Source organism: Roseovarius albus (assembly GCF_900172335.1).
In the GTDB taxonomy this organism is placed as follows: Bacteria; Pseudomonadota; Alphaproteobacteria; order Rhodobacterales; family Rhodobacteraceae; genus Roseovarius; species Roseovarius albus.
Genome location: NZ_FWFX01000002.1, coordinates 360,653 through 386,832, shown reverse-complemented (window position 1 = coordinate 386,832; position 26,180 = coordinate 360,653). Strand labels below are relative to the sequence as shown.

General features: G+C 56.1%; 30 protein-coding genes. 16 read left to right on the top strand and 14 right to left on the bottom strand.

The features are described from left to right. Positions 1-52 precede the first annotated feature (52 nt). Positions 53-511 carry a hypothetical protein gene (locus tag ROA7450_RS04770; RefSeq protein WP_085804509.1) on the top strand — a complete coding sequence of 153 codons (459 nt, stop codon included), beginning with the start codon at positions 53-55 and terminating at the stop codon, positions 509-511. A 38-nt stretch (positions 512-549) separates the two neighbouring features. Here the strand turns inward: ROA7450_RS04770 and ROA7450_RS04765 are convergent, their stop codons facing one another. The 3 genes from ROA7450_RS04765 to ROA7450_RS04755 all read right to left on the bottom strand — a co-directional run bounded on the left by ROA7450_RS04765 (position 550) and on the right by ROA7450_RS04755 (position 3,135). Further along, the gene (locus ROA7450_RS04765) at positions 550-1,035 is read right to left on the bottom strand and encodes a protein-tyrosine phosphatase family protein (protein WP_085804508.1); all 486 of its coding nucleotides are present in this window, start codon (positions 1,033-1,035) and stop codon (positions 550-552) included. 2 nt (positions 1,036-1,037) lie between these two features. Continuing rightward, the gene (gene ypfJ, locus ROA7450_RS04760) at positions 1,038-1,871 is read right to left on the bottom strand and encodes a KPN_02809 family neutral zinc metallopeptidase (RefSeq protein ID WP_085804507.1); all 834 of its coding nucleotides are present in this window, start codon (positions 1,869-1,871) and stop codon (positions 1,038-1,040) included. A 76-nt stretch (positions 1,872-1,947) separates the two neighbouring features. Further along, the gene (locus tag ROA7450_RS04755; RefSeq protein ID WP_085804506.1) at positions 1,948-3,135 is read right to left on the bottom strand and encodes a diaminopropionate ammonia-lyase; all 1,188 of its coding nucleotides are present in this window, start codon (positions 3,133-3,135) and stop codon (positions 1,948-1,950) included. A gap of 100 nt (positions 3,136-3,235) precedes the next feature. Between ROA7450_RS04755 and ROA7450_RS04750 the strand changes: the two genes are divergently transcribed. The 5 genes from ROA7450_RS04750 (at position 3,236) to recR (ending at position 7,250) form a co-directional block, all read left to right on the top strand. Beyond that, entirely contained in the window at positions 3,236-3,715 is a 480-nt protein-coding gene (locus tag ROA7450_RS04750; protein WP_085804658.1) for an Lrp/AsnC family transcriptional regulator, read from the top strand. Between the two features lie 100 nt (positions 3,716-3,815). Then, positions 3,816-5,567: a DNA polymerase III subunit gamma/tau gene (locus ROA7450_RS04745; RefSeq protein WP_085804505.1), complete on the top strand. Its 1,752-nt coding sequence runs from the start codon at positions 3,816-3,818 to the stop codon at positions 5,565-5,567. Between the two features lie 87 nt (positions 5,568-5,654). Beyond that, positions 5,655-6,164 carry a fasciclin domain-containing protein gene (locus ROA7450_RS04740; RefSeq protein WP_085804504.1) on the top strand — a complete coding sequence of 170 codons (510 nt, stop codon included), beginning with the start codon at positions 5,655-5,657 and terminating at the stop codon, positions 6,162-6,164. A 141-nt stretch (positions 6,165-6,305) separates the two neighbouring features. Further along, positions 6,306-6,650: a YbaB/EbfC family nucleoid-associated protein gene (locus tag ROA7450_RS04735; RefSeq protein ID WP_085804503.1), complete on the top strand. Its 345-nt coding sequence runs from the start codon at positions 6,306-6,308 to the stop codon at positions 6,648-6,650. 6 nt (positions 6,651-6,656) lie between these two features. After that, positions 6,657-7,250, top strand: coding sequence for a recombination mediator RecR (gene recR, locus ROA7450_RS04730; RefSeq protein ID WP_085804502.1), 594 nt, complete (start codon positions 6,657-6,659; stop codon positions 7,248-7,250). Between the two features lie 55 nt (positions 7,251-7,305). Here recR and ROA7450_RS04725 read toward each other — a convergent pair whose 3' ends face one another. After that, a complete protein-coding gene (locus tag ROA7450_RS04725; protein ID WP_085804501.1) occupies positions 7,306-8,058 on the bottom strand; it encodes a DUF1013 domain-containing protein in 753 nt (250 codons plus the stop codon). Positions 8,059-8,186: 128 nt separating this feature from the next. Between ROA7450_RS04725 and ROA7450_RS04720 the strand changes: the two genes are divergently transcribed. Beyond that, a complete protein-coding gene (locus ROA7450_RS04720) occupies positions 8,187-8,822 on the top strand; it encodes a ribonuclease T2 family protein (protein WP_085804500.1) in 636 nt (211 codons plus the stop codon). Between the two features lie 54 nt (positions 8,823-8,876). After that, positions 8,877-10,046, top strand: a complete 1,170-nt coding sequence (locus ROA7450_RS04715) for an aminotransferase class I/II-fold pyridoxal phosphate-dependent enzyme (protein ID WP_200812922.1) — start codon at positions 8,877-8,879, stop codon at positions 10,044-10,046. Here the strand turns inward: ROA7450_RS04715 and ROA7450_RS04710 are convergent. From ROA7450_RS04710 to ROA7450_RS04695, 4 genes are read right to left on the bottom strand one after another with little or no spacing between them, the layout of a single operon-like run. Continuing rightward, on the bottom strand, positions 10,043-10,585 hold the full coding sequence (locus ROA7450_RS04710) for a hypothetical protein (protein WP_234999441.1): 543 nt from the start codon (positions 10,583-10,585) through the stop codon (positions 10,043-10,045). The genes ROA7450_RS04715 and ROA7450_RS04710 overlap by 4 nt on opposite strands. Before the next feature lie 5 nt (positions 10,586-10,590). After that, on the bottom strand, positions 10,591-11,703 hold the full coding sequence (locus tag ROA7450_RS04705; protein ID WP_143534358.1) for an exo-alpha-sialidase: 1,113 nt from the start codon (positions 11,701-11,703) through the stop codon (positions 10,591-10,593). Between the two features lie 13 nt (positions 11,704-11,716). Continuing rightward, positions 11,717-12,700, bottom strand: a complete 984-nt coding sequence (locus ROA7450_RS04700; RefSeq protein WP_085804496.1) for an NAD(P)H-quinone oxidoreductase — start codon at positions 12,698-12,700, stop codon at positions 11,717-11,719. A 10-nt stretch (positions 12,701-12,710) separates the two neighbouring features. Then, positions 12,711-13,403, bottom strand: coding sequence for a COQ9 family protein (locus ROA7450_RS04695; protein ID WP_085804495.1), 693 nt, complete (start codon positions 13,401-13,403; stop codon positions 12,711-12,713). 236 nt (positions 13,404-13,639) lie between these two features. Between ROA7450_RS04695 and rpsU the strand changes: the two genes are divergently transcribed. The 3 genes from rpsU to ROA7450_RS04680 all read left to right on the top strand — a co-directional run bounded on the left by rpsU (position 13,640) and on the right by ROA7450_RS04680 (position 15,366). Further along, positions 13,640-13,846: a 30S ribosomal protein S21 gene (rpsU, locus tag ROA7450_RS04690; protein ID WP_008207378.1), complete on the top strand. Its 207-nt coding sequence runs from the start codon at positions 13,640-13,642 to the stop codon at positions 13,844-13,846. 174 nt (positions 13,847-14,020) lie between these two features. Further along, positions 14,021-14,695, top strand: a complete 675-nt coding sequence (locus ROA7450_RS04685; protein WP_085804494.1) for a hypothetical protein — start codon at positions 14,021-14,023, stop codon at positions 14,693-14,695. 89 nt (positions 14,696-14,784) lie between these two features. After that, on the top strand, positions 14,785-15,366 hold the full coding sequence (locus ROA7450_RS04680) for a Rieske (2Fe-2S) protein (protein WP_085804493.1): 582 nt from the start codon (positions 14,785-14,787) through the stop codon (positions 15,364-15,366). Here ROA7450_RS04680 and ROA7450_RS04675 read toward each other — a convergent pair. Both ROA7450_RS04675 and ROA7450_RS04670 read right to left on the bottom strand, forming a co-directional pair. Beyond that, complete coding sequence (locus ROA7450_RS04675) at positions 15,363-16,148, bottom strand: inositol monophosphatase family protein (protein ID WP_085804492.1); 786 nt, start codon at positions 16,146-16,148, stop codon at positions 15,363-15,365. The genes ROA7450_RS04680 and ROA7450_RS04675 overlap by 4 nt on opposite strands. 53 nt (positions 16,149-16,201) lie before the next feature. Continuing rightward, entirely contained in the window at positions 16,202-16,570 is a 369-nt protein-coding gene (locus ROA7450_RS04670) for a helix-turn-helix domain-containing protein (RefSeq protein WP_085804491.1), read from the bottom strand. Positions 16,571-16,856: 286 nt separating this feature from the next. Here ROA7450_RS04670 and ROA7450_RS04665 point away from each other — a divergent pair, with 286 nt between their 5' ends. After that, a complete protein-coding gene (locus tag ROA7450_RS04665) occupies positions 16,857-17,819 on the top strand; it encodes an NADPH:quinone oxidoreductase family protein (RefSeq protein WP_085804490.1) in 963 nt (320 codons plus the stop codon). On the opposite strand, the gene ROA7450_RS04660 is transcribed toward ROA7450_RS04665, so the two are convergent. Further along, positions 17,806-18,681: a LysR family transcriptional regulator gene (locus ROA7450_RS04660; protein WP_085804489.1), complete on the bottom strand. Its 876-nt coding sequence runs from the start codon at positions 18,679-18,681 to the stop codon at positions 17,806-17,808. The two genes, ROA7450_RS04665 and ROA7450_RS04660, sit on opposite strands and share 14 nt — an antisense overlap. Positions 18,682-18,806: 125 nt before the next feature. Between ROA7450_RS04660 and ROA7450_RS04655 the strand changes: the two genes are divergently transcribed. The 3 genes from ROA7450_RS04655 to ROA7450_RS04645 all read left to right on the top strand — a co-directional run bounded on the left by ROA7450_RS04655 (position 18,807) and on the right by ROA7450_RS04645 (position 22,006). Further along, the gene (locus tag ROA7450_RS04655; protein ID WP_085804488.1) at positions 18,807-19,016 is read left to right on the top strand and encodes a DUF1127 domain-containing protein; all 210 of its coding nucleotides are present in this window, start codon (positions 18,807-18,809) and stop codon (positions 19,014-19,016) included. Between the two features lie 115 nt (positions 19,017-19,131). Continuing rightward, the gene (locus ROA7450_RS04650; RefSeq protein ID WP_085804487.1) at positions 19,132-19,908 is read left to right on the top strand and encodes a Bax inhibitor-1/YccA family protein; all 777 of its coding nucleotides are present in this window, start codon (positions 19,132-19,134) and stop codon (positions 19,906-19,908) included. A gap of 274 nt (positions 19,909-20,182) precedes the next feature. Beyond that, entirely contained in the window at positions 20,183-22,006 is a 1,824-nt protein-coding gene (locus ROA7450_RS04645) for an ABC transporter ATP-binding protein (RefSeq protein WP_085804486.1), read from the top strand. Positions 22,007-22,102: 96 nt separating this feature from the next. Here the strand turns inward: ROA7450_RS04645 and rpmG are convergent, their stop codons facing one another. The 3 genes from rpmG to ROA7450_RS04630 all read right to left on the bottom strand — a co-directional run bounded on the left by rpmG (position 22,103) and on the right by ROA7450_RS04630 (position 25,681). Continuing rightward, on the bottom strand, positions 22,103-22,270 hold the full coding sequence (gene rpmG, locus ROA7450_RS04640) for a 50S ribosomal protein L33 (protein WP_007814563.1): 168 nt from the start codon (positions 22,268-22,270) through the stop codon (positions 22,103-22,105). 128 nt (positions 22,271-22,398) lie between these two features. Continuing rightward, positions 22,399-23,025 (bottom strand): cell wall hydrolase, encoded by a 627-nt coding sequence (locus ROA7450_RS04635; RefSeq protein ID WP_085804485.1) that lies wholly within the window; start codon positions 23,023-23,025, stop codon positions 22,399-22,401. Positions 23,026-23,188: 163 nt separating this feature from the next. After that, a complete protein-coding gene (locus tag ROA7450_RS04630) occupies positions 23,189-25,681 on the bottom strand; it encodes a putative PEP-binding protein (RefSeq protein ID WP_085804657.1) in 2,493 nt (830 codons plus the stop codon). 184 nt (positions 25,682-25,865) lie between these two features. Between ROA7450_RS04630 and ROA7450_RS04625 the strand changes: the two genes are divergently transcribed. Next, a complete protein-coding gene (locus ROA7450_RS04625; RefSeq protein WP_085804484.1) occupies positions 25,866-26,168 on the top strand; it encodes an ArsR/SmtB family transcription factor in 303 nt (100 codons plus the stop codon). Positions 26,169-26,180: the final 12 nt, after the last annotated feature.

Sequence of the window (26,180 nt, the reverse complement as noted above, 5' to 3'; positions counted from 1 at the left end):
GCAAACGTTTGACGCAGGCCAAATACATTTTGAAAATTTTTGGAGACATCTCATGGCTATAATTCGGATTCTCAAACTCATCATTGTTACAGGATTCCTCTCAATCGCGACCGCACCCGAGACAGCTATTGCAGAAGAAGATGAAAGCTGGCTGATCATTCTCCATGGTACGGTCAGCGCAGCAACTACGGAGGGTTTTACGCTAGAGACCGGACCAACCGGCATTGCATTTACAGACCGGCCCGCCAGAGAAGTGCAAATTGTTGACATAGCCCGGGCAGTCGACAACGGCTGGGCCGAAAATGGAGATTTCCGAACGGATCCACCAAATGCCTCGCTGATCAATGAAAACACCGAGTCAATATCTGTAGTCGAAATTGTAGATGCGAATTGGAACAAAGGAGCGCTTCAACTGAGAACCAAAAATTTGGAAGGTACGCCTCCGAGTATTGGGGATTCGATCGCCATCACAATCGACGAATCCCGTAATAGTGGTGTCTGGACCAAATAGGTTTCAGTATCTTGCCTTACGGCATCGCCTCGCAGATTTTATTGAGCGGGATTAGCCCAATTCAACTGCGCCTCAGTTTCCACCGCACAGGGACGCACTTGTCTCAATCGCGCAAGTGCTTTGCTTGGGGTTTCACCCGCCGCGATCATCAAGCGCAGCACGATCATACCGGAGCGCCCACAGCCCCCTCTGCAATGGGCGAGCACACGACCACCAGAGGCGAGTGTGTCCAGAGCCAGACGCTGCGCTTCTTCCCATGTGCGTTTGTCCGCGTCTCTGAAGGTCCCGAAATCCTTGATCGGAAAGTGGACCCACCGACAGTTCGAGGTCTGCGCGTCTTGCCCTAAGCTCGAGGCCCCTGCCTGGGACATCTCAAAGCCTTCCGTCAAGGAAATCAGCAGGTTGGGTCGCCACTTTTTGAGCGTCTTGATATCTGCAAGGTAGTCACCCGTACGTCCTGGCAAGGGGCTCAGCGCCAATGTCCCAATACCAACAGGCAAGGCATGAATTGCGAAAGGTTCCATACTCAAAGCTGGTTCGTGTTGAAGGTATCGCAGCCCTGCACCATCCCGCTTTGGTAGCCGGTGGCAAACCAGCGCGCGCGCTGTTCAGATGTGCCGTGTTGAAAGGTATGCGGTTGTGGCACTTGTCCTGCGCGGCGTTGCAGATGGTCGTCCCCGATCATCTGTGCGGCATTCACCGCCTCTTCCAGGTCACCGGGTTCCAAAAGATTACCGACCGCACGGGCCCACACCCCGCTCAGGCAGTCGGCCTGCAATTCCAATCGCACAGCTAAAGCATTCGCCTGCACCTGCGTGGCGCTCTGCTGAGCACGATGAACCTCGGGCAGGATGCCAAGCTCATTCTGCACGTGGTGGGCCACCTCATGGGCAATCACGTAGGCCGCCGCGAAATCCCCGCGTGCGCCCAATTGTTGTGACAGGGTGGTAAAAAACTCGGTATCGAGATAGGCCTTGCTATCTGCAGGGCAGTAAAACGGACCTGTTGCACCGGATGCCCCACCACAAGGGCTTTGTGTCACACCCGAGTAAAGCACCATCACCGGCGGGCGATATTGCCGCCCCAATTGCTGATCAAAGATCTGAGTCCAGACCGCCTCGGTCGTGGTCAGGACCTGTGCGGAGAATTCGGCAGCACGCTCCTCTTCAGCTGAGATCGGGCGCGAGGCGTTGGATTGCCCGCCCTGCTCTTCCAGAAGTGGCGTCACATCCAGACCGGTGAAATACCCAACTGCAAGCAACAACAGCAGGCCAATGCCGCCAATCTTGGCCCTGCCAACGCCGCGCCTTCCGCGGCGGTCTTCGATATTGCGGCTTCGGCCAATCCCGCGCAGTTTCATACTCATACCTCCTGGACACCTTGGATCAATTATACCAAGCTGCGCAGGGATTGGAAAAGCCTGATGTCACGAGGGCTCAGATTTCACCTGCCATGATTTGTTGAAAAACGTTCGGATCGGTCACGCCCTCAGAGCCGATCAGAACGACACGTGAACCTGTGCCGAGGTTGAAATCCTCTCTTGCTTGAGGATCAGAGGCCGCCCACATCACCCCTGCCAACCCGGCAACAGCGCTTTCTCCTGCGTTAATCGCGCTTTGTGAGGCATCTCCATTGGCTAGCAAACGCACAGCCGGGGCAACCACACTTTCAGGAATGGTCATGAACCCGCGCGACACCGCTGCCAGTACGGACCAAGCCAATTCAGATGGCTCCCCACAGGACAGGCCCGCCATCAGCGTTTCTTCCTGAATCTCAACCAATGTCGGCGCATTTGCCTTCCCACTGGCATACAGACAAGGCGCAAGCTCAGGCTCGACAATGATCACCTGTGGTGCCTTAGCCCCCCATTCCTGCTGAAACACTGCCGCGACAGAGGCGGCCAGCCCGCCAACACCACCTTGCAGGAATACATGTGTCGGTGGGGTCGGCAGATCCCGCACGATTTCGCGTGCCATGACTCCGTATCCGGCCATCACATCCAGCGGGGGCTGTGTGTATCCGGGCCATGAGGTGTCTGATACAACCAGCCATCCGTTTTCCTCGGCCTCCCTCCGGGCCTGCGCAACACTGGCGTCATAGTCGCCATCTACACGCACCACTTCGGCACCAAGACCGCGCATCACCTCGGCGCGGTGTTCGCTGACCTCAGCATGAATATAGATCCGGCATTGCGCCCCAAACCGAGTCGCCCCCCAGGCAACGGAACGGCCATGGTTTCCATCGGTGGCAGAGGTGACGGTGATTTGCGCCGCCTGCTCTGCATAGATACCATTGCGAATGTCATCCAAAGACACGTCTTTGCCCACCCTCTGGGAAATCGCACGGGCCAGAACACATTGCACCGCGTATGCCCCGCCGAGCGCCTTGAAGCTGCCGAGCCCAAACCGGGGACCTTCGTCTTTGTAATAGATTTCACGGAGATTCAGTTGCTCAGCCAAACGTTCCAATGACTCCAGTGGCGTCTTGGCATACCCATCCCAACCGGTGATCTCGCGTTCGGCCCGATCAAAGCCTTCGCTTGGCAGGGTGTTCACCCCTTCATTCGAAAAACTTGCCTTGGTTAGGAAATATGAAACATTTGTGGTTTTGAAGGTGGCGTTCATTTTGCGCTCCTGATTGAGTTTGCGCAAAAATAGTTCACCACTTTCGATATTTGTGCTCTATTATCAGCCAATCAACGAAACAAACTTGCACGAGAGATCGATGTCGCGATCAACTTTTTCATCCGAATTGGATTCCTTTGATCTGGCGATTCTCAGGATTTTACAAAATGACAGCACCACCCCGCAGCGTGAGGTCGGCGAACAGGTTAATCTATCGGCCCCCTCCGTGCAGCGGCGGATCAAACGCATGCAACGAGACGGTGTCATCGCCGTACAAGCCGCCATTGTAGACCCGGCCCGCGTTGGCTTGCCCCTAACCATCATTGTCGAGATCGAACTAAAAGCCGAAACCGGCGGCAAAATTGACGAGATCAAAGAGACGTTCCTTGAGGCCCCTGAAATCCAGCAATGCTATTACGTGACCGGCGAGGTAGATTTTGTTCTGATTGTGATTGTCAGTGACATGGCTGAATACGAAGACCTGACTCAGCGCTTGTTTTTCAGCAATCACAACATTCGCAAGTTCAAAACCTTTGTCACCATGGATCGTACTAAGACAAACACCAGCTTGAATATTTAGCCCTAGATTCGGACCCTGGATTCGCCATCTCCCTGCTGGACCTCCGTCCTAGCTCCGCCTACTGTGGCGACAACGGATTCTAACAGCTTCGGAGGCCCCTTTGTCCGACACGCCCGTCTATCAGGTCCTTGCCCGTAAATACCGGCCGGAAACCTTTGCTGATCTTGTCGGGCAGGATGCGATGGTGCGCACGCTCAAGAACGCCTTTGACGCCGATCGCATCGCGCAGGCCTTCATTATGACCGGCATCCGTGGCACCGGTAAAACCACCACAGCACGGATCATTGCCAAGGGGATGAACTGCATCGGCCCCGATGGCAATGGCGGTCCCACCACCGACCCATGTGGACAGTGCGAACATTGCACTGCCATCATGGAAGGGCGGCATGTTGACGTGATGGAGATGGACGCTGCGTCTCGCACCGGTGTGAATGACATCCGCGAAATCATCGATTCGGTGCATTACCGTGCGGCTTCCGCTCGCTACAAGATTTACATCATCGACGAAGTCCACATGCTCTCGACCAGCGCGTTCAACGCGCTGCTCAAGACGCTTGAGGAACCACCTGCGCATGTGAAGTTCATCTTTGCCACCACAGAAATTCGCAAGGTTCCGGTCACCGTGCTGTCGCGCTGCCAGCGTTTTGACCTGCGCCGGATTGAACCCGAAGTGATGATTGCCCTGCTGCGCAAGATCGCTACATCGGAAAATGCCGAAATCGCCGATGACGCTCTCGCCCTGATCACCCGCGCCGCCGAAGGCTCTGCCCGGGATGCGACGTCACTGTTGGATCAGGCAATCAGCCACGGTGCCGGGGAAACCACCGCTGATCAGGTGCGGGCCATGCTGGGGCTAGCGGATCGCGGGCGCGTGCTTGATCTATTTGACCTGATCCTCAAGGGCGATGCTGCGGGGGCGCTAACCGAACTGGGCGCGCAATATGCCGATGGGGCTGACCCGCTGGCGGTGCTCCGCGATCTGGCCGAGATCACCCATTGGGTCAGCGTGGTGAAAATCACGCCCGAGGCGTCGGAAGATCCAACCATTAGCCCGGATGAGCGCCAGCGCGGTCAGTCGATGGCCGAAGCCCTGCCGATGCGGATCCTCACCCGCATGTGGCAGATGTTGTTAAAAACACTGGAAGAGGTCGCCGCCGCCCCCAATGCGATGATGGCGGCTGAAATGGCCGTAATCCGCCTGACCCATGTCGCCGACCTGCCCGCGCCCGAAGATCTGATGCGCAAGCTGCAAGATACGCTTCCACCACCCGCGCCCGGCCCCACCCCAGCCACTCCAAACGGGGCACCTTCCGGAGGCGGATCAAACTATGCCGCCAGCACGACGGCAGCCCCCACTGGTGGTTCTGGCCCGACTGGTCAGGCAACTGCGTTGGCGCCGCAAGTCGGCGCAGCGCTAGCACACTACCCGACATTCGAACATGTGGTTGAGCTGATACGTTCCAATCGCGATGTCAAACTGCTGGTCGAGGTCGAGACCAATTTGCGCCTTGCGGCCTATCAACCCGGCCGTATCGAATTTGTTCCAACCAGCAATGCCCCAGCGGACTTGTCCCAACGTCTTGGCTCAGCATTGCAGCGTTGGACTGGAAATCGCTGGGCGGTCTCAGTAGTCAACGAAGGCGGCGCGGAAACCATCGCCGAGAAGCGCGATGCCGTCACAAATGCCATCAAAGCCGAAGCCACAGAACACCCAATGGTGCAGGCAGTTTTGGCTGCCTTTCCCAAAGCCAAAATCATCGACGTGAAAACCGCGCAAGAACAGGCCTTCGAAGCCCTCGCTGAAGCGCTGCCAGAGGTCGAAGATGAGTGGGATCCCTTCGAAGAAGACTAAGCATCTATCCCCCATTACGCTTGAAAAGTGATCCAGCCCTCCTCTCGGCGCGTATTCAGCGCATATCACATCAAGGGGGACTACCTTATGAATAGACGATTTTTCGCCAAAACTGCCGCTGCTGTGGCCCTATCTGCGCTTGTTGCAGGCTGCGCCTCTCAGGCAGATGGACCGGGAGATATTGTAGATATTGCTGCAAGCAACGATGACTTCTCAACACTCGTGGCTGCTGTGCAGGCCGCAGGTCTTGTCGACACCTTGAAAAGCGATGGGCCTTTCACGGTTTTCGCACCAACCAACGATGCCTTTGCCGCCTTGCCTGCAGGCACAGTCGAGTCGCTCTTGCTGCCTGAAAACAAAGACAAGCTGACCGAGATCTTAACCTACCACGTCCTGTCCGGCGCTGTAACGTCCGATCAGGTGCTGGGCGAGCGCCTGAGCGTGCCAACCGTGCAAGGTCAGAACGTGATCGTGGATGGACGTGTCGGCAAATACGGTAGCGGCGTGCGAGTCAATGATGCCAACGTCACAGCGGCCGACATTATTGCATCGAATGGTGTGATCCACGTCATCGATAAAGTGCTCCTTCCAAAGTAAGTCACCTGGCTTACTCTTGAAGGCGTACCTTGGGGTGGGATTTTCCCACCCCTTTTTATATTCGCACTGCTGTACCTTGTTCTTATGCGCGCGCACCCGTATCTAGGCTCAAACACAACGGAACAGAGCCGGAGTAAAGATATGCTTAAAGGATTGGGCCAACTTGGCGATATGGCCAAGATGATGAAACAAGCGCAGGACATGCAGGCCAAGATGGGTCAGATGCAAGAAGAGCTGCACAACATCATGATTGTCGGCGAATCCGGCGCAGGTCTGGTTAAGGCGACCGCCTCAGCCAAGGGCGAACTGAAAGGCCTGGACATTGATCCATCGATCTTCAGCCCAGACGACAAAGAGGTTGCCGAAGACCTGATTCTGGCTGCCATCAAAGACGCACAAAGCAAAGCGGCTGAACGCTCGCAGGAAGAACTGGGCAAAATTGCCGAAGATCTGGGCCTGCCTAAGGACATGAAACTGCCGTTCTGATCAAGTATGAACAGCACCCGCGACATTGACGCCCTGATCGACATGATGGCCAAGCTGCCCGGGCTTGGCCCCCGCTCGGCGCGTCGTGCAGTGCTGCATATGATCCGCAAGCGCGAGCTGCTGCTGACCCCATTGGCCGATCTGCTGCAGCAGGTCGCCGTCAGCGCCCGCGAATGTATGCGCTGCGGCAATATTGGCACCACCGATGTTTGTGACATTTGCACCTCGGAAAAACGCGGCAACGGACAGATCTGCGTGGTTGAAGACGTTGCCGATCTTTGGGCGATGGAGCGCGCGGCGGTGTTTCACGGCCGCTACCACGTACTGGGCGGCACGCTCTCAGCTCTTGATCAGGTCGGCCCGGAACAATTGCGCATTCCGCAACTGATCACTCGCGTAGACACGGAAAACGTGACTGAAATCATTCTGGCCCTCAACGCCACCATCGATGGCCAAACCACTGCACATTATATCGCCGATCAGCTGGAGCAGCGTGTGACGCTGACTTCGCTGGCCCAAGGTGTGCCCATTGGCGGTGAATTGGATTATCTGGATGACGGCACCATCAGCGCCGCTCTGACAGCGCGGAAATCACTCTGATCCAAATAAAAAGCCCGGGGAAACCCCCGGGCTCTCAAATCACATGAAAATAGACTTAAGGCTGCTCGTCTTCATCGCCATTGTCTGGCAGATTGAAGAAGCTGTCGGCATCTAGGATGTCGCCTGTCTCGTCTTCTTTGTCATCATCATCCGATCCGCTCAGGCTGAAGGTTTCCAAACCCTCGATCGCGGTTGGAATACGAGGCTCTGCCTCCATGCCCAGGCTCTGCTCGGTGCTCAGCAGTTTGCGACGCTCTTCGTCGTCCATGGTGCCGCCTTCGTTGGCGCGTTTGGCTGCGGCTTTCTGCACCATCGTGTCCAGCTCGGATTGCTTACACAGGCCCAGTGCCACCGGGTCGATGGGTTGAATGTTAGCGATGTTCCAATGGGTCCGCTCGCGGATCGCCTGAATGGTTGGCTTGGTGGTGCCCACCAGTTTAGAAATCTGGCTGTCGGCCAGTTCTGGGTGGAACTTCACCAGCCACAGAATCGAGGCCGGACGGTCTTGGCGCTTGGACAGGGGCGTATACCTTGGACCTCGACGCTTTTCTTCACCGACGGCGGCAGCATTGAACTTCAGCTTCAGCTTGAACAACGGGCTGTCTTGCGCCGCTTCAATGTCATCTTGGGTCAACTGGTTGTTGGCAACCGGATCAAAGCCCTTCACACCAACGGCCACATCGCCATCTGCAATGCCCTGAATTTCCAACTCGTGCATACCGACAAAATCGGCGATCTGCTTGAAGCTGATTGTCGTGTTATCCACCAGCCACACAGCCGTGGCTCTGGCCATAAGCGGTTTTGCCATCTCTCAGGTCTCCTTAACGCATATCTTCCCCGTCGCCTCGCGGCGGTTCCGGTGCACGGAACGAGTTACCATTGTCGGGGAACTTCAGCGCTATATAGTGCGCCAAAGAGTAAATGGAAAGATAAAACATGCGAGTGCTTTTGTTGATATCCTTATTGGCCAGTTTGGTAACGTCAGCGGCCCAAGCGGATGGTGAACGGGCGGGTCAATTCGACTATTACGTTCTGGCACTCAGCTGGTCTCCGAACTGGTGCGAACTCGAAGGTGACGCGCGCAATGCGGAGCAGTGTGAATCTGACCTTGGCTGGTCCTTGCATGGTCTGTGGCCCCAGTATCACCGTGGCTGGCCCAGTTTCTGCCCTACGGCCCAGCGCCCACCATCGCGCGCAATGACCCGGAACATGGTGGATATCATGGGCTCTTCCGGTCTCGCCTGGTACCAATGGAAGAAACACGGGCGCTGCACCGATCTGCCTGCCGATACCTACTATGACCTGTCGCGCCGAGCGTTTGAATCCATCGCAAAACCGGGTGTGTTTCGAAAACTGAAAGAACCAGTTAAACTGCCTGCTTCAGTCGTCGAAGACGCCTTTGTTAAAGCCAATCCGGAGTTGAAACGCGATATGATCACTGTCACCTGCCGTCAACACCATATTCAAGAGGTTCGGATTTGTCTGTCGAGAGATTTAGAGCCAGTGCCATGCGGTCGAGGCACAAGCAAGGATTGCTCGTTGAAAGATGCGCATTTCTCGGCCATCAGATGATTTCCTTAGCAGATTACGGCAATCTATAGGCTGGCCCCAAAAGAGGTAAGAGAAATGACAAATCCCCGCCCCATGCGTGATTTCGGGTTAGAGGTGTTTTTCTCTGAATGGGAATTCAAAGCCCGCCATCATATGACCGCCTCGGATATCGAAAGCCGCTCTGCCACCGATCTGTTGGCACTGGCCTCAGAAGAGGATCGTGCAACGTACGAGGCGCAATGGCTGGGCTATACCGAAACCTGGGGCGCCCCGGCGCTGCGCGCGGAAATCGCCAACACATACGACACGATGGACGCTCAAAACATCCTCTGCCTCGCGGGCGCAGGTGAAGGGCTCTATACAGTGTCGAGGACTTTGTTGGATGCCGCATCACACGCCATTGTCCCCACGCCAAACTATCAAAGCGCAGAAACCATACCGCTGTCGGTTTGCGAGGTCACCGGTGTGCCACTACGCCAGGACAATACGCCCGGCAGTTGGCGGTTGGATCTGGATGATCTGCGCGCAGCCATTCGCCCGAACACCAAATTGCTGTCGCTCAACTTCCCGCACAATCCAACGGGCATGCTGATGGCCCGTGATGATCTTGAGGCCTTGGTCGCGCTTTGCCGCAAGCATGGGATCTGGATCCTGAGTGACGAGGTTTATCGCGGAGTGGAGTTGAACCCTGATGATCGTATGCCGCAGATCGCGGACCTCTACGAGCGTGGCATCTCGCTCAACGTCATGTCCAAGGCTTACGGCCTGCCTGGGCTGCGCGTTGGCTGGATCGCAGCGCAGGACAAGGAGCTGTTGCAAAGGGTTGAACGCTATAAACATTACCTGTCGATCTGCAACTCAGCCCCATCCGAAACGCTTTCGCTGATCGCCCTCAAAGCCCGTGACCAGATCCTTGCTGAAAACCAGCAATTGCTCAGCAAAAACGTTGTCGCGTTAGAATCGCTTTTTGCCGACTTCCCCTGTCTGGTCGAATGGGCGCGCCCCAAGGGCGGCTGCGTGGCCTTTCCACGCTACATCGGGCCAGGCGATGGCGAAATCTTTTGCCGCGAGATTTTACAAGAAAGCGGTGTGCTCTTGCTGCCGGGATCGATCTACGCCTCGGAACTGTCAGACATTCCCGATAATCACTTCCGCGTCGGCTTTGGACGCGGGCAAGTCTTCGAGGATGGGTTGGCTGCCATGCGCGCGCATTTCGAAGCTCATTACCCCAGTTTCAAAACCTAAAACAGTCGCCCGATCAGAGTGGCAAAGATAACCGGGACCAGCAGCACATGCAGCACATGGTCAAACCAATTGCTGCTTCCCCAACCCAACACCCACAATAACTGCCCGACCACGGCCACCAAAGGCACTAGCAAGTTACCCGTCGCCGCCCCGTAGGCGCAGGCCAGCAACACCATAACGGCCACTGGCACGGGGGCATAGCCAAGCCGGTACGCCTCGACCGGGATCACGTCGAAGGCGGTCAGTAGAAACGCGATGTAAAGGGCAAGAAAGACCAAAAGCTCAACCGTGGTCAGAGGGGTAATCTCAACCCCGAGCTTGCCAGCCACATGCCGCAACGCAAGTACGGGCAGGATCACCCCCACCGGCTCCAACACAGCCACCAACCCGCGCAAGACAACGGTTTCACGTAACATCACAACGCAAGAGATCCCGAAGGCTAATCCAGCGATGGCCGCCATTTGTGTGTCGGTCATAAAACTAATCGCAACGAATCCAAGCCAGCCCAGCAGGACCGCCATCCACAACTGTGTCACCATGCCGGTCATTGCGCCATTACCCAAGATTCGTTGAAGATATAAAGCTGCACGCCGCGTTTGTCATAATGCGAGAAAGCCAGTGCAATCTCTCCGTCTGGCAACCGCCGTAGCATCGGATAACGCGCCGCGCCCTTGCCGCTTTCCACTTCATGGATCACACGCCATGTCCGCGCCTCATCATCCGACAGCATCATTTGCAACCGGTTACCACGTTCGGCATCGCTGTTCATCACCGCCAAAATCTGTCCGTCGCCCACCGGCATGGCCGCAACCGGGGCGCTCGGGTTGAAGATCTTGGTTTTCTCGGCCACCGACCAGCTTTGCCCGCCATCCTCGGTCCGGCTGATCAGCACCACATTACTGCGGTCAAAATCGCGCAGGAAGGCGACTGCAATTGTTTCGCTCAGCGGCACCACCATCGGCTGGATCGGCTTGGTGCCTTGCCCCGCCATCCGCCGCTGATCGCGAACGCGGCCATCGGCCGCCGTACGAATGAAGGCACCATAAGTGGGGCCCATCTCGAAGTAGGCGGGCAAGGCCTGCGAGCCATCCGCCATTTCCACCGTTGGTGATTTGACTAGAAAAGACCTATTGATCACTGGAGAAAGATTCAGTTTGCGCGCCTTGGTGGGGACACCATCCTGCATGCGTACATCCGCGACCGAGGCCATCGCCCAACCACCTACGGAAACAGCGGTGACATAGAGCGCATCGCGAACGGATTCATTTTCGATGACATTGCCCAGCGTGATGACAATCTGCCCTGGTTCAAACGCTGCTGCCAGATTCTGCCGGGTCACAACCGGTTCCGGCGCGCTGGCTTGCCATGCGCCGTCAACCTTGCGTACCTTTACACCGTGAATATCCACATCTGCCTGGGCCTCTTCCGAGCCCTCGAACCACAGCACTGAAAAGCCATCTTCACTCAAGACAATCCCCGGCGAATGCGCCTGCCCTTCGGCAGCGGCGTAATTCAACACCTGCTCAAACAGCGGCGCACCTTCAATGGCAACGGTGGCGGGCATTGCAAAACGCCATACCGGTGGTTGATCGCGCCAGATTGCCCAACCGCTGAGCACAAGGCTCAGCACCACTAGCGCAGAAAGGGTCAGGTGCACGAAAGCCACCGGATCAGGCCACCTTCAACACGATCTTGCCGATGTGACCGCTGCTCTCCATGCGGGCGTGTGCAGCGGCGGCCTCTTCCAGAGGGAATTCTGAATCCATCACCGGCGTAATCTTGCCCGCTGCAATCAGCGGCCAGACCTGTGCACGCAGGTCTTCGGCAATCCGAGCCTTGATCAGATCACTTTGTGGGCGCAGCGTGCTGCCGGTGATCGTCAACCGGCGCAGCATGATCTGGGCAAAGTTCAATTCAACCTTTGGCCCCTGCAAGAATGCGATCTGCACCAGGCACCCCTCGTCTGCTAACGCCTTGACGTTGCGCGGCAAGTAACTGCCCCCGACCATATCCAAGATCAGGTTGGCGCGACCTTCGGCCTTCAGGACCTCGACAAAATCCTCATCGCGATAATTGATCGCCCGCTCCGCCCCCAGATCAACACAAGCTTTGCATTTCTCATCCGAGCCTGCGGTGGCAAACACCCGCGCCCCAAAGGCATTGGCCAATTGAATCGCGGTTGTCCCGATGCCCGACGATCCGCCATGCACCAAAAACCGCTCGCCAGCCTGCAATCCACCTCGGCCAAACACATTCGACCAAACGGTGAAAAACGTCTCGGGCAAGCAAGCCGCTTCCTTGAGACTCAACCCTTCAGGAATTGGCAAGCAATGCGCCGCGGGCGTGGTCACGTATTCCGCATATCCCCCACCGGGTAGCAAAGCGCAAACCTGATCGCCCACGGACCAATCGCTCACCCCCGCCCCAACGGCGGCAATTTCCCCCGAGGCCTCGAGCCCCGGCAGATCACTGGCACTTGGCGGCGGCGCATAAAGCCCAGCGCGTTGTAGCGCGTCCGGGCGGTTGACCCCGGCCCAGGCAACGCGAATGACAACCTCACCATGGCCAGCCTGCGGCATTGGCCGCTCGGTCAGTGCCAGCACCTCTGGCCCACCCGGTGTGGTGATCTCTACCGCCCGCATTGTCTCACTCATTCTGCTCTCCTCAACTCCGCCCGTTCCAACGCCCCGGCATGCCTGCCTGATGTTGCGCATTCGGTGCTTTGACCTTGTTTAATACCGCCATCGGCCCGGCCAATACGGTGGACATCAATTTGCTTTCGCGCGCCTTGGCTTTGAATTTCTCGATCTGCATCACATCGTCAATCCGGCGATCCAGAAATTCCCATGTGCGTTCATAGCCCTCGCTCTCATCTCCCAACCAGTAAAGGACAACCGAGCCATACACGCCCGACAAAGTCGCGCGTTTACTATACCAATTGAAATCATCCGAGGTATCGCCCAATGCGTTCCAGATCTTGTCACAGGTCCGCCACAGCGCCTGCGCCCCGTCTGCCGCGTGATGCGGCAGGGAAAACAGGGTCATGCCCCGCCGCACCAATTCCTTGTCTTCCACTGCTTCCAGCCGGAACCGCACCGCCGCGGCGATCCGATCTCGAAAGCGTAGTTCGCTCAGGTCTTCGGCCTCAAGCCTTGCCTCCATCTGCGCATCGCCAGCGTCATGATAAGCCAGTGCCAGATCAACCGGCCCACGCGGGTAGATGCCGCGAGCGGTCGCCAGATCGACGCCTATATCCGCGCAGGCCGCTTCGAAACAGTCCGCACTCCACCCGTCAAACGGCACATGCAACTTGGCCGCGTCCAGCAATTCTGTCTTCAGGTCTGATTCTGTGTTCATGTCCGGCCTCCAGAAAGGTTGCGCCATTCTAGGCCCATCGCCCAAGCCGGCACAATGGCAGAGCAGCAAACTGCCGGGAAAATCCTCAAGGTCTTCATGACACTAGCTTGTTGCACGTTTCGTATAGGCGAGCTCGCCTGCCTGTGCGGCCACTAGACAAGCAAACTTCCCCTTGGTATAGAGCGGAGTTCCTGCAATTTTTTGCAATTCAAACTTAGAAAGGTGGTGAAAACCACATGCAGGTTAGTGTTCGCGACAATAACGTCGATCAGGCGCTCCGCGCCCTGAAGAAGAAACTGCAGCGCGAGGGTGTGTTTCGCGAAATGAAGCTTAAGCAACATTTCGAAAAACCGTCCGAGAAAAAAGCGCGCGAGAAAGCAGAAGCGATCCGCCGTGCCCGTAAACTGGCACGTAAGAAAGCTCAGCGCGAAGGAATGCTTTAAGCAGCTCTTTCATTTCTTGGTTTCGACCAACACAAAATAAGACGACCCCCGGGCATCCGCTTCGGGGGTTTGTCATTTCTACCATCGGACATGCAAATTTTCGCCCATACCGCTTGAACCAAACACCCCCCTCGCCTATCTCCTGACAATCTTTGCAAAGACTTGGACACCCAGATGACAAACCTCGTTAAAATTGACCGGGCCCTGATGGGGCTGATTGTGGTGACATTGATTGCCACTTTGGGCGTCTACTTCTGGGACAAGGAATACTTTAGCCTGACATTTGCCGCCGAAGACAAGCTCGTTGAATATGGAACAGCCGTGTTTTTGCTGATCTCGTCCTTTGTCCTGATAAAGAACGCCGCCAGTCTGTCGGCCAAGAAACGCCTGTTTGCGGCCGGTCTGACCCTTTTCTATGCCTTCCTGTTCTTCATGGCAGCAGGCGAAGAAATTTCCTGGGGCCAGCGTATCTTTGGTTGGGAATCGAATGAGTTTTTCGAAGCGAACAATAAGCAGTTTGAGACTAACCTACACAACATGATCATTCCAACGCCGTTTGGCGACATGCATCTGGCCAAGACCCTGTTCGGCTCGGTGTTGACCACGGTGATTTTGCTGTATCTGGCAGTTCTACCTTTTCTTTACAAACGGTTTGAAAAGATCCGCAATCTGGCCAACCGTCTTGTCGTGCCTGTGCCCGACATGCGCCACACGTTCTTTGCCATTCTGGCCAGCCTAATCATCGCCTCTATCGATGTGTCGCGGAAGTGGGAAGTTTACGAGCTGATCTTTAGCCTGCTGACGACATCGATCTTCCTGTTGCCGCAAAACCGCGACAAGGTCACCTGATCTGAAGTCAGGCACATTTGCCACGTTGTCGCGCACAACGTGGCGGGATAACCTGTGGGTGAACACACCACTGAACGCACAGGCAAAACATGCAACGCCGTAATTTCCTTTATATCGCCACAAGCCTGACAATGGCTGGCGGCGCGCTGTATTCCTGTGCCGCACTCATGAACGCGACCGCCCCTACGGCTGATATCACCGCACGCAGAACGTGGCGCGACAGGTTCTACAAGGTTGATGACTTTGCTCAGGGCGAAGTCAATCTATTGAAAATTGACGACCAGCCCCTCTACATCTGGCACCGCTCGAACCGGCAGATTTCCGAGGCGCTCGCGCAAGACAACTACGCGGACTGGCCAGATAAAAAGCTGCGGATGGCAGCAAAACAACCCGGCCTTCCGGCCTACGATACACTCAGAACCAATAGTCACAGATGGCTCGCCGTTTGGGCGATGTGTACATGGCGAGGGTGCTTAACTCATGCGAAAATGGGTGATTATTCGGGTTTCTTCTGCCCTTGTTGCGGCGCGCATTACGATATGGCGGGACGCTTTCGAAAGGGGCTACCGAGCCAAAACCTTGCTGCAGTTCCACTTTTACTAACAGAAACTGGCGATCACTTCACCCTTAACCTTAAGAAAACTCCCGATCCCGTGATCTGGAAAACTTAATACTTCGACAAAATCTCCAGCGCCGCGGCATGCTGCTCTGGTCCGGCAGCTGCCACCACCCGGCCACCGTTATGCGCCTTGCCACCCTGCCAATCAGTCACGACCCCGCCTGCCGCCTCGATCACCGCGATCGGAGCCTGGATGTCATAGGCTTGCAGACCGCTTTCGATCACCAGATCAATCTGCCCCGAAGCGACCAACGCATAAGCGTAGCAGTCGATCCCGAAGCGTGTCAGCTGAACCTGCGCCGAAACTTCGTTGAACGCCTCTGTGTCTGTGTCGTCCGCCAAATTCGGATAGGTGCTGAACAGCATCGATTGCGAAAGCGGACGACTGCCCCGTACCCGTAACGCACCTGTCCCGTGCGGCCCGGTCATCTTGGCGCGCGCCAATCCGCCCTCAAACCGTTCTCCGATGTAAGGTTGATCAATGATGCCGTATATCGGGCCACTTTCATCTGAAACAGCGATCAGCACGCCCCATGTTGGTGCCCCTGCGATAAAGCTGCGGGTGCCATCAATTGGGTCCAACACCCAGGTCAGACCGCTTTCTGTGGGTTTGTTGGCAAACTCCTCGCCCAGAATCCCATCCTGTGGACGAAGTTGCGCCAGGACATCCCGCATGGCTCGCTCTGCCGCGCGATCCCCTTCTGTCACAGGATCATAGCCCCCTACGCCCTTGTCTTCGGCATTCAGGTTGGCGGACCGGAAGTAAGGCAAAACAGCAACACGCGCGGCATCTGCCATCGCGTGTGCTGATTCTATGATCTTGTCGCTATTCATACCCGCCCCCTGATTGCGCTTCACGCTCTCAGTAGAACGGATTCAGCGGTGCCTCAAGCGACGTCGCTCAGAACCCGCGCCAGATCGAAAAGGCGGCGGCGTTGGTTTTCTGGAATGGCATAGTAGGAGCGCACCAACTCTAGTGCTTCCTTGTCGCCAAGAAGATCCGCCGGAACCGAGCCAGACTCACCCGATTTTTCCTCAGTTTCCAGTCCTTCAAAAAAGAAACTCACATCAACATCAAGCGCATCAGCAATATCCCAAAGACGCGACGCACTGACCCGATTGGCCCCGGTTTCGTACTTCTGAATTTGTTGAAACTTGATGCCAACGCTTTCGGCCAGCTGCTGTTGGGTCATCCCAACCAGCCAGCGACGGTGTCGAACACGCTTCCCTACATGTACATCAACCGGATGCGGCATACGATTATCCTCTTCCTAATTTTTCAGGCCCCGTAAGTCGTCGCGACCTTGAGTGTCATTCAGCGTTGCGCCTCCCTGCAACGTAGTTCAAAAATACCATTCATTCGTTAAAACTCAAGAAATATCGCTCTCGAATAACGGGTCCCTTATACAGGATTACAATCACTACGGGCATGGAAAATACCGTGTTTTTATGATTATTGTTGCCAGTACGGTAACAATTTTTTGACATTTCCCTTTAAACGTGATCCGCGTTTTTCGACCACTTTTTGACCAAAGGCCCCAAATGCGCGCATTTCAAGTCGAGTCGCACGAAGCGATTCCCTCGCTCACAACACTTCCCAAACCGCAACCGACCTCTGGGCAGGTGCTGATCAAAATCGCCGCCTGCGGTCTGAACTTTGCCGATCTCCTGATGATCAAGGGCAAGTATCAAGATACCCCACCCACACCCTTCATCATTGGCCTTGAAATCGCCGGTACGGTTGAGGCCCTTGGCCCTGGCACTGATGGTCCTGCTGTCGGCACGCGCGTCGCCGTTTATGCTGGCCAAGGGGGCCTCGCTGAGTACGGTTGCTTCGCGGCAAACCGCTGCGTGACCTTGCCGGATAACATGAGCTTTAATGACGCGGCAGGTTTCCAGATTGCCTATGGCACCAGCCACGTTGCTTTGGATCACAAGGCACGCTTGCAACCCGGCGAAACGCTCCTTGTGACAGGTGCCGCTGGGGGGGTTGGGCTGACAGCCGTGGAAATCGGCAAACTGATGGGGGCGCGCGTCATTGCCTGTGCCCGTGGCGCTGACAAGCTCGAGATCGCGCGCCAGGCCGGGGCTGATCATCTGATCGATGCCACATCCGAAGACATTCGCGAGGCCTGCAAAGCTCTGGGTGGGTTGGATGTGGTGTATGATCCAGTGGGTGGCGAGCAATTCAAGGCCGCCTTCAGGGCCTGCAACCCCGGCGCCCGCGTCATTCCTATAGGATTCGCCAGTGGAGATGTGCCGCAAATCCCAGCCAATCACTTGCTGGTCAAGAACATCGACGTGATCGGCCTTTATTGGGGCGGTTATCTGAAATTCCGCCCCGAGGTCTTGACCGACAGCATGTGCACTCTGTTTGGCTGGTACGCCCAGGGCCACCTGCGGCCGCACATCAGCCATGTCCTACCTTTGGAACAGGCGGATGAGGCGCTGGAGCTGCTGCGTCAGCGCAAGTCCACCGGCAAAGTGGTGGTCACGCCGACCTAAGCAAAGTTGGCGCCGCACCGCCCAGATAGGCCTGCCGCAGCAAGTCGGCCAGTTGCTGCTGTGCCAGATCAGGGTTTGCCCCATGGTACATATTGATTTGCTGCACTCCCAAGTCCGGCAGGCCCGAATTATTTGGGATCGCGACCTGATGTGGTGGGATGCTGCTTTCCAAGATTGCCCCAATGGCCAGATCTGCGCTAATCAAGACATCAGCAGACCGATCATCATCTGCATCCAGCGCAAGCTCCCACTCGATACCCGCCTCGTTCAATTCTCGGATTGCGATGGGGCGGAAAATACAAACATTGCAAAACGCCAACTTCAACGGACGTCGCTTCCATACTTGGCCGTCAACCGTCCCAGCCCAGCGCAGCGGCACCTCGGCCAAAGTTTCTCCACCCTGCTTTGGCGTTCCTTCGGTGGTCAGAATTAGGTCCACCTCCCCTTTAGTCAGTGCTTCATGCAGTTTCATTGTGCTGGAAGACCGCAGCACCACCTTCACACGGGGAAAGACGCTGTTGAATGTCTTCAACACACGCGGAATCACCGGGTAGACAATGTCATGCGGCACACCCAGCACCAGTTCGCCCTCGTAAAGGTCATCGGTTAACCGCCCAACCACTTCATCATTCAGTTGAATAATCTTGCGGGCATAGCCCAACAGCTGCTCTCCCGCCGCCGTCAGGGCGATGGTCCGGTTGCTACGATCAAGTAGTTCCACATCCAACAACTCTTCCAAACGCTTGAGCTGCATCGACACCGCTGACTGGGTCAGGTTCAACACTGTGGCAGCCCGTGTGACCCCACCGTGGTCAGCAACCGTCATGAAAGACCGAAGCGTCGTCATGTCCAGATTTCGCATTCATCACACTCCTTGATGATCAATCGAACAAACATTCATTTCCATAATGTAAATCTTTCCCCCATATACATCAACAGAAAAGATGAGTTCACACCGAACCATCACATTCATAAAAGGGAAACACAATGGAACTTCTGTCAAGAACACATCCAACCGCCCGTCTGCAACCAACCCGCAGGGGTGGTCTCAGCACGCTCGTCTCCCTCTATCGTCAGCGCCGCGCTCTGAGCAAACTGGACGACGCGTCACTGAATGATATCGGAGTCAGCCGCACCGAGGCGCAAGCCGAGGCAAAACGCGCCCCGTGGGATGTGCCAAGCAATTGGAAAGCATAAACAGTCTTTTGCGCACTCAACCGTCCAGAAATCCTTGAAAACCGGCGCAGACTACCCGATATTAACGGCAAAGCCCCTGTCGGGGGCTTCGTCAGTTAACTTATCGGAGGCTTTAATGGCTCAATTCGACACAATCCGGACAACGGCCGGCGCACGTTCTGCCGAGATTGATGCAGGGCTACGCGCTCATATGAACAAAGTCTACGGCACAATGTCCGTAGGTACGTTGATCACATTCCTTGCAGCTTGGGCGCTCTCTGGCCTCGCAGTGACAAGCGACCCATCTGGTGCGGCCGCACAAATCGGTGCTGACAAGTACCTGACGTCACTGGGTTCGGCACTTTACATGTCGCCGCTGAAATGGGTCGTGATGTTTGCCCCGCTGATCTTTGTCTTCGGCTTCAGCGCAGGTATTAACCGCATGTCAGCCGCCACCGCGCAAACCGTATTCTACATCTTTGCCGCCGTGATGGGCGTTTCGATCAGCTCGATCTTCCTAGTGTTCACGGGTGAATCCATCGTTCAGGTTTTCCTGATCACCTCAATCGCCTTTGCTGGCCTGTCGCTTTATGGTTACACGACCAAACGTGATCTGGGGCCAATGGGGGCCTTCCTGATCATGGGGTTGATCGGCATTATTCTCGCATCAATCGTGAACATCTTCCTCGCATCTTCGGGGATGGCCTTCGCGATCTCTGTGATCGGCGTTCTGATCTTTGCTGGCCTGACCGCCTACGACACGCAAAAGATCAAGGTCACCTACCTGCAGATGGCCCATGCTGGCGACCAAGAGTGGCTGGGCAAAGCTGCGATCATGGGCGCCCTGAGCCTGTATCTGGACTTCATCAACCTGTTCATGATGCTGCTGCAACTGCTGGGCAACCGCGAATAACAGCACTCAAATCATTATCTTCTAAAGCCTCGTCCAATGTTATTGGGCGGGGCTTTTTTGTTGAGAACCAGATCCGACCACCCAGAAGCAAAACCCAATCATATTTAAAAACTGACAATTCATTTATTCTTTGATAATCATAATACGACTCATGAAGGAGTGATGTTGATGAGACTGTTCAGGATCCCAAGCATAGGCTGACACGCCGATCCTGACGGGTGGCTTGCGCCTCCCACAACTCATCACACCATTTCTGCGCCCGTTGGAGGGCATCATGTTTCATAAATTCGAAAATCTTATTGACCCATTTGCGCCTGCTTCAGCAGGGCCCCCTCCTGCGACGCTGTGGGCTTACCTCCAGTCCCAACTTGCACCATTTCGCAAATGGCTCCCCTGGTTTCTCCTGATCGGTTTTGTCGTGGCTTTGATGGAGATCTGGTTGATCTTCTATTCGGGCAGGCTGATCGACTTGATGACTGATGCAGGCCCCGCGACGTTCTGGCAGGCTCACAAGGTCGAAGTTATTGCCGCAGCTCTCTTTATCCTCTTTCTACGGCCCATTCTATTCGCTTTGAATCACCTGTTGCTGGGGCAAGCCATGGCCTCGAACCTGCAAGAGCAGGCCAGATGGCGCGCCCACAAGCATCTGTTGGGACAATCCTCCAGCTTCTTTCAAAACGACTTCGCCGGGCGTTTGACAAATCGCGTCATGCAAGTCGGACCAGCCGTCGAAGACAGCGCCTATCTCACGCTCGAAGGGATCTGGTTCTCGCTCACTTATGTGTTTGGTGCAATCGTCATATTGGGTGACGTCGACATCAGGCTAGCGATACCACTTGTCCTCTGGCTAATCGTCTACGTCCTGTTCGTGCGTCAAACAGCCTTGCGCGTCGCTGTGGCGTCCGAGAAATGGTCAGATGCCCGATCTCTCGTCACAGGTCGAGTAGTTGACGCCTATTCCAACATCGAAACGGTCAAGCTGTTTTCCCATGTAAACCGTGAAGAGCAATACGCCCTTTCGGCCATGCGACGGTTGCGCCTGCGGTTTCAGCGGTTTTTGCGAATCATGACCGAACTGGAGTTTGGTCTGAATCTGATCAACGGCATGTTGATGGTTGGGGTTGTCGCCCCGGCCATTTGGTTGTGGTCTTATGGAGAAATTACCGTCGGTCAGGTTGCGGCAGCAGCAGCACTGACTATTCGCCTGAACGGCATGAGTGGCTGGATCGTCTGGGTCACCATTGAGCTGTTTGAGCACGCCGGTGTGATCCGTGAAAGCCTGCGCTCGATTGCCAGACCACAGGATGTGTTAGATGCCCCTGATGCAGTGCCGCTGAATGTGAAGCAGGCCGAGATCAGGTTTGAGAACCTCAGTCATCATTATGGCAAAAACCACGGTGGACTGGACCATATAAACCTGACTATTCCCGCAGGGCAAAAGGTCGGTATTGTCGGCCGTTCTGGTGCAGGGAAGTCAAGCTTAGTGAATCTCTTGCTACGCTTTCGCGATGCCGAGAACGGGCGCATTCTGATCGACGAACAGCCCATCGCGCAGGTGACCCAAGATAGCCTTCGCAGTGCAATTGGCATGGTGACGCAGGATAGCTCACTCCTACATCGATCAGTGCGGGCCAACATTCTGTATGGCAAACCAGACGCGACCGAACAACAAATGATTAACGCCGCCAAACACGCTGAAGCGCATGCGTTCATTCAAGATCTGCGAGACCCCCTGGGGCATCGAGGATACAGCGCGCAGGTTGGCGAACGCGGCGTCAAACTCTCAGGCGGCCAGCGGCAGCGCATCGCCATTGCACGAGTCATTTTGAAAAACGCGCCCATCCTGATCTTAGACGAGGCGACCTCTGCGCTCGACAGCGAGGTCGAAGCAGAGATCCAGCACACGCTCTACAACGTAATGGAAGGTAAAACAGTCATCGCCATCGCCCACCGCCTGTCGACCATCGCCAAGATGGACCGGATCGTTGTGCTGGACGAGGGTCGCATTGTCGAGGATGGTACACCCGATGCACTGCTGTCTCAGAAGGGCCTCTATGCCAGCCTGTGGGCTCGGCAATCCGGTGGCTTCATCGGTTAGATCGCAACCAACCGAGCGCCCCAAAGCTCATTAGCGCATAGAAAACAAAAAAACCGCCCCGGATGGAGCGGTTTTTTAAATCCAGAAAGACAGATCTTACTTGATCTTGCCTTCTTTGTATTCGACGTGCTTGCGCACAACCGGGTCGTATTTACGAACAACCATCTTTTCGGTCATGGTACGAGCGTTTTTCTTGGTGACATAGAAATGGCCCGTGCCTGCGGTCGAATTCAGACGGATCTTGATTGTCGTCGGCTTAGCCATTTTTCATTCTCCTGCAGCAGGTGGTCTTCCCACCTGTGAAATTCTCTGAAGCTGCCTTTTACTCGCAGCGACGCTCGAGTCAACCGCGATTATGCAAATCCTACAAAAACGCGGCGTTTTGTTTCGTTTCAGTTCTTCGACAGCCGGGTCGGCTGACGGTAGAAGTGGTGCACGCCGATGGTGGCTGTCCGTGGGAACTTGCGCGCCCAGCGTGGGTTCACCGCCTTGGTGTGATAATGCGTAGCGCCATCGGTCAGCTGACGCTCAGCACCGCCCAGCATGAACCCCGCAACCTTGCCCACTTGGCTATAGGCTTTGGGCTCATGGATCACTTCCTTGTGGCCATCACAAGTATAGGTAAACTGGCACTGATACTTCTTGCCGGTACCCTGATTTATCACACCGCAAACCGTGTCAGGATAATTGGCACTATCGACCCGGTTCAAGATCACCTCGGCCACAGCGAACTGCCCCTTCACGCTTTCACCGCGTGCCTCGAAATACAGCGCCTCTGAAAGACACGCCCATTCAGCATCGCCTTTCACCTCCGGCTGGGATGCCAGCCATTTGCGGGTATATTCCATTTCGATATTTTCTGCCACGGTTTCCCGTGCAGCAAGATTTCTGGCCCAGCCCTTCACTAAGGCTGACCGCATCACTGAATGCGCCCGATCATATGAGCGATGGTCTTGCGTCTCGGCCTGAACCGTTACACCAGACAACAACAAGAGTAGTACTGCGCCAAAGCGAAGCATGATCTTATTCCCAATCCCAGACGGCTTGCGCCGCAAACATCCGGGCCAAATAGACATTGAAGGGCGTTGAGTCGAGTCTTTCGCTTCCAGCGTTCTCGAATGAGAAACAATCAGCCAGATTTTCGCCGCAATTGCGCCATATGTTGCGCAAATTGATTTATTTTCAGCTGATCCGATCTTTGATTGCCAGTTGTGCGGCAGCGAGTCGCGCCACCGGAACCCGGAAGGGCGAGCACGAAACATAGTCAAATCCTACCTCGCGGCAGAATGCAATCGATTCGGGATTACCACCATGCTCCCCGCAGATCGACAGGGTCACCTCGGGTTTCACGCGCCGGCCCCGTTCTGCGCCCAGCCTAAGTAATTCGCCCACGCCATCGGTATCAAGCAGATGAAATGGATCTTCAGGATAGACACCCTGACGCACGTAATCCGACATGAAACGCCCGGCATCGTCGCGCGACAGGCCATAGGTCATCTGGGTCAGGTCATTGGTCCCAAAGCTCAGGAACGACACCTGCGAAGCGATGTCATCAGCCCGCAACGCGGCACGGGGTGTCTCAACCATCACACCCAAACGGTAAGTAAAGTCCTCTCCGGTTTCACTGCGCACAGCCGCAGCAATCGCCTCGACACGTGCACGCACCAGCTCCACTTCTCGCCGGGCGGACACCAGCGGGATCATGATTTCAGGCACCACGGGCTCACCATCGCGGCTGGCTTCGATCGTGGCTTCAAAAATCGCACGAGCTTGCATCTCATAAATCTCGGGCACAGTTACCCCCAACCGCACCCCGCGCATCCCAAGCATCGGGTTATACTCGCCAAGCGCCTCAACCCGCCGTGTCACATCCGACAAGGGGAGATCCAGCGCCTCGGCCAGCGCCCGGTGGCCGGAGCGATCAGTTGGCAAAAACTCGTGCAACGGTGGGTCAAACAACCGGATGCACACGGGTTGCCCTTCCATGATTCGAAACAGATCGGCAAAGTCCGCCCGCTGCATCGGCAAGATCACCTCCAACGCCGCCGCGCGGTCTTCGCTCGAATCGGCAAAGATCATCTCGCGCATCGCCGTTAGGCGCTCAGGCTCAAAAAACATATGCTCGGTCCTGCACAGCCCTATGCCCTGCGCCTTGAAGCCGCGCGCCACCTTGGCATCGGCGGGGGTGTCAGCATTGGCACGCACATCAATATCGCGCACCTCATCGGCCCAAATCATCAGTGTCATCAAGGCCGCGTCCCGCGCGGTCTCCAGCATTTTGGCCTCACCGGCCAGAACCTCGCCATTGGTGCCATCCACGGTGATCACATCACCGCTCCTCAACACCGTCCCATCAGGGAACGTCAGATGTCGTTTCTTGGTGTTAAACCGGACCTCGGATGCCCCCACCACACAGGGCAGGCCAATGCCCCGCCCGATCACCGCCGCGTGGCTCGTCATGCCACCGCGTTCGGTCAAGATCGCCGCTGCCGCATGCATCCCGCGAATATCTTCGGGGCTGGTTTCGCGGCGCACCAAAATGCTGGGCTCGCCACGCGATTCCGCCGCCTGTGCTTCATTGGCAGTAAAGACAATCTTACCGCTCGCGGCACCTGGGCTGGCCGCAATGCCACGGGCCAGCACATCGCGCGGTGCTTCGGGGTCCACCTGGCGATGCAGCAGCTCATTGAGAGCGCGTGGTTCCACCCGCATCAGAGCCTCTTCTCTGGGGATAATCTTATCCTCGGCTAAGGCCACGGCAATTGCCACCGCGGCGCGCGCCGTACGTGCAACCCTCACTCCATCCAGCAAATAAACCTTACCATTGTGAATGGTAAACTCAGCCTGCATTTCCTCGCGCAGCTTATGCCGCATCAGCGCCGTATGGGCTTTGAGGTCTGAAAATGCCTCGGGAGCAAGTTCCTCCAAAGATGGCCCTCGTCTATCTATTTCAAGATAAAGCGACTCCGCCCCCGGCGTAAGCGCATCACGCCCCTGACTTTGGCTCAGATACCGACCGGTGATCTTGGCCACGCCGGTTTCACTGTTGACCAGTTGCATCACCCCTGATCCGCATTCCCCGCGCCCCAAACCAAAAATCATGTCCTGTACTACAAGCCCCAAACCGGCATCGGCAGGGGCACCCTTGGCCTGACGCAACAGCCGTGCCGTGGTGCCTTCCCAGGCCCGTGCCATTGATCGCAACACCGCTTTCAACTGCACTGCAGGGTCTTGCGGAAACGGCTCTTCGGCCTCTTCCTCATAGGCGTCAAGCGCCTCTTGCAGCCCCTCGATCGGATCATCCGAAACATCGTCCAGCATATCCGGATCCAGCCGCGCGACGTTGATCGCAAAGGATTGCACAAACCTCAGATACAGCGTCGCCGCAGCCTCCTCGCCCATCTGCTCGGACAGCTCTTTATACCGGTCGTCATTCATCCCGATATTGAGCACAGCCCCCGGCCCGCCCCAATCAGGGTCTTCCGAGGACGGTCGCACACAAAGCAATGGAGCATCACCAAAGGGCGATAGAATCCGGTCCATATCCGGCATCTCGCCAGCGGCAATTCCGTGTACCGCCTTGAAGGATAACGCGACGGCCTCCGGTACGGGTAGATCCAGCCGCACCAGACGCTGCAAACATTTCGCCCGCCCACCGTGAGTTTCTGGCGCCATTGGCGCCTCAGAGGTGATCAGGGTAGTATGCTCGTCGAATTGCTGCACTGCGGCGCTCCATTTCTGTCAGTGCAGCATACCCCGCCACATCGACAAGGCAAGGAAAACCATGACAATTTGGTAACAGTATCGACGCAGGCAGCTTCCTATTGACATACACCATAATATCGAGATATCTAAATATATGGACTTAGAAAGATCGATATCCGCGCTGAACAATCCCGTGCGCCGCAAGATCGTGGAATGGCTCAAGGACCGGTCGAATTTCCCGCCCGCCCTGCCGGAACATGAAGGTCTCGAAGGCGTCTGCGTTGGCTATATTCAGGAAAAGGCCAACCTATCCCAGTCCACGATCTCGAACTACATGGGCCTACTGAAACAAGCTGGCTTTGTCATCGCTGAACGCCACGGACAATGGACCTTCTACCGCCGGGATGAGGACAACATCAAAGCCTTCTTCGACGCGGTTCAAAAAGAGCTCTTGTAACCCCGCAACACT

What these genes read in the sequence shown, in the direction of transcription:
- ROA7450_RS04770 (WP_085804509.1), top strand. Translation starts at nt 53, where the DNA reads ATGGCTATAATTCGGATTCTCAAACTCATCATTGTTACAGGATTCCTC.
- ROA7450_RS04765 (WP_085804508.1), bottom strand. Translation starts at nt 1,035, where the DNA reads ATGGAACCTTTCGCAATTCATGCCTTGCCTGTTGGTATTGGGACATTG.
- ypfJ (WP_085804507.1), bottom strand. Translation starts at nt 1,871, where the DNA reads ATGAAACTGCGCGGGATTGGCCGAAGCCGCAATATCGAAGACCGCCGC.
- ROA7450_RS04755 (WP_085804506.1), bottom strand. Translation starts at nt 3,135, where the DNA reads ATGAACGCCACCTTCAAAACCACAAATGTTTCATATTTCCTAACCAAG.
- ROA7450_RS04750 (WP_085804658.1), top strand. Translation starts at nt 3,236, where the DNA reads ATGTCGCGATCAACTTTTTCATCCGAATTGGATTCCTTTGATCTGGCG.
- ROA7450_RS04740 (WP_085804504.1), top strand. Translation starts at nt 5,655, where the DNA reads ATGAATAGACGATTTTTCGCCAAAACTGCCGCTGCTGTGGCCCTATCT.
- ROA7450_RS04735 (WP_085804503.1), top strand. Translation starts at nt 6,306, where the DNA reads ATGCTTAAAGGATTGGGCCAACTTGGCGATATGGCCAAGATGATGAAA.
- recR (WP_085804502.1), top strand. Translation starts at nt 6,657, where the DNA reads ATGAACAGCACCCGCGACATTGACGCCCTGATCGACATGATGGCCAAG.
- ROA7450_RS04725 (WP_085804501.1), bottom strand. Translation starts at nt 8,058, where the DNA reads ATGGCAAAACCGCTTATGGCCAGAGCCACGGCTGTGTGGCTGGTGGAT.
- ROA7450_RS04720 (WP_085804500.1), top strand. Translation starts at nt 8,187, where the DNA reads ATGCGAGTGCTTTTGTTGATATCCTTATTGGCCAGTTTGGTAACGTCA.
- ROA7450_RS04715 (WP_200812922.1), top strand. Translation starts at nt 8,877, where the DNA reads ATGACAAATCCCCGCCCCATGCGTGATTTCGGGTTAGAGGTGTTTTTC.
- ROA7450_RS04710 (WP_234999441.1), bottom strand. Translation starts at nt 10,585, where the DNA reads ATGGTGACACAGTTGTGGATGGCGGTCCTGCTGGGCTGGCTTGGATTC.
- ROA7450_RS04700 (WP_085804496.1), bottom strand. Translation starts at nt 12,700, where the DNA reads ATGAGTGAGACAATGCGGGCGGTAGAGATCACCACACCGGGTGGGCCA.
- ROA7450_RS04695 (WP_085804495.1), bottom strand. Translation starts at nt 13,403, where the DNA reads ATGAACACAGAATCAGACCTGAAGACAGAATTGCTGGACGCGGCCAAG.
- rpsU (WP_008207378.1), top strand. Translation starts at nt 13,640, where the DNA reads ATGCAGGTTAGTGTTCGCGACAATAACGTCGATCAGGCGCTCCGCGCC.
- ROA7450_RS04685 (WP_085804494.1), top strand. Translation starts at nt 14,021, where the DNA reads ATGACAAACCTCGTTAAAATTGACCGGGCCCTGATGGGGCTGATTGTG.
- ROA7450_RS04680 (WP_085804493.1), top strand. Translation starts at nt 14,785, where the DNA reads ATGCAACGCCGTAATTTCCTTTATATCGCCACAAGCCTGACAATGGCT.
- ROA7450_RS04675 (WP_085804492.1), bottom strand. Translation starts at nt 16,148, where the DNA reads ATGAATAGCGACAAGATCATAGAATCAGCACACGCGATGGCAGATGCC.
- ROA7450_RS04670 (WP_085804491.1), bottom strand. Translation starts at nt 16,570, where the DNA reads ATGCCGCATCCGGTTGATGTACATGTAGGGAAGCGTGTTCGACACCGT.
- ROA7450_RS04665 (WP_085804490.1), top strand. Translation starts at nt 16,857, where the DNA reads ATGCGCGCATTTCAAGTCGAGTCGCACGAAGCGATTCCCTCGCTCACA.
- ROA7450_RS04660 (WP_085804489.1), bottom strand. Translation starts at nt 18,681, where the DNA reads ATGCGAAATCTGGACATGACGACGCTTCGGTCTTTCATGACGGTTGCT.
- ROA7450_RS04655 (WP_085804488.1), top strand. Translation starts at nt 18,807, where the DNA reads ATGGAACTTCTGTCAAGAACACATCCAACCGCCCGTCTGCAACCAACC.
- ROA7450_RS04650 (WP_085804487.1), top strand. Translation starts at nt 19,132, where the DNA reads ATGGCTCAATTCGACACAATCCGGACAACGGCCGGCGCACGTTCTGCC.
- ROA7450_RS04645 (WP_085804486.1), top strand. Translation starts at nt 20,183, where the DNA reads ATGTTTCATAAATTCGAAAATCTTATTGACCCATTTGCGCCTGCTTCA.
- rpmG (WP_007814563.1), bottom strand. Translation starts at nt 22,270, where the DNA reads ATGGCTAAGCCGACGACAATCAAGATCCGTCTGAATTCGACCGCAGGC.
- ROA7450_RS04635 (WP_085804485.1), bottom strand. Translation starts at nt 23,025, where the DNA reads ATGCTTCGCTTTGGCGCAGTACTACTCTTGTTGTTGTCTGGTGTAACG.
- ROA7450_RS04630 (WP_085804657.1), bottom strand. Translation starts at nt 25,681, where the DNA reads ATGGCGCCAGAAACTCACGGTGGGCGGGCGAAATGTTTGCAGCGTCTG.
- ROA7450_RS04625 (WP_085804484.1), top strand. Translation starts at nt 25,866, where the DNA reads ATGGACTTAGAAAGATCGATATCCGCGCTGAACAATCCCGTGCGCCGC.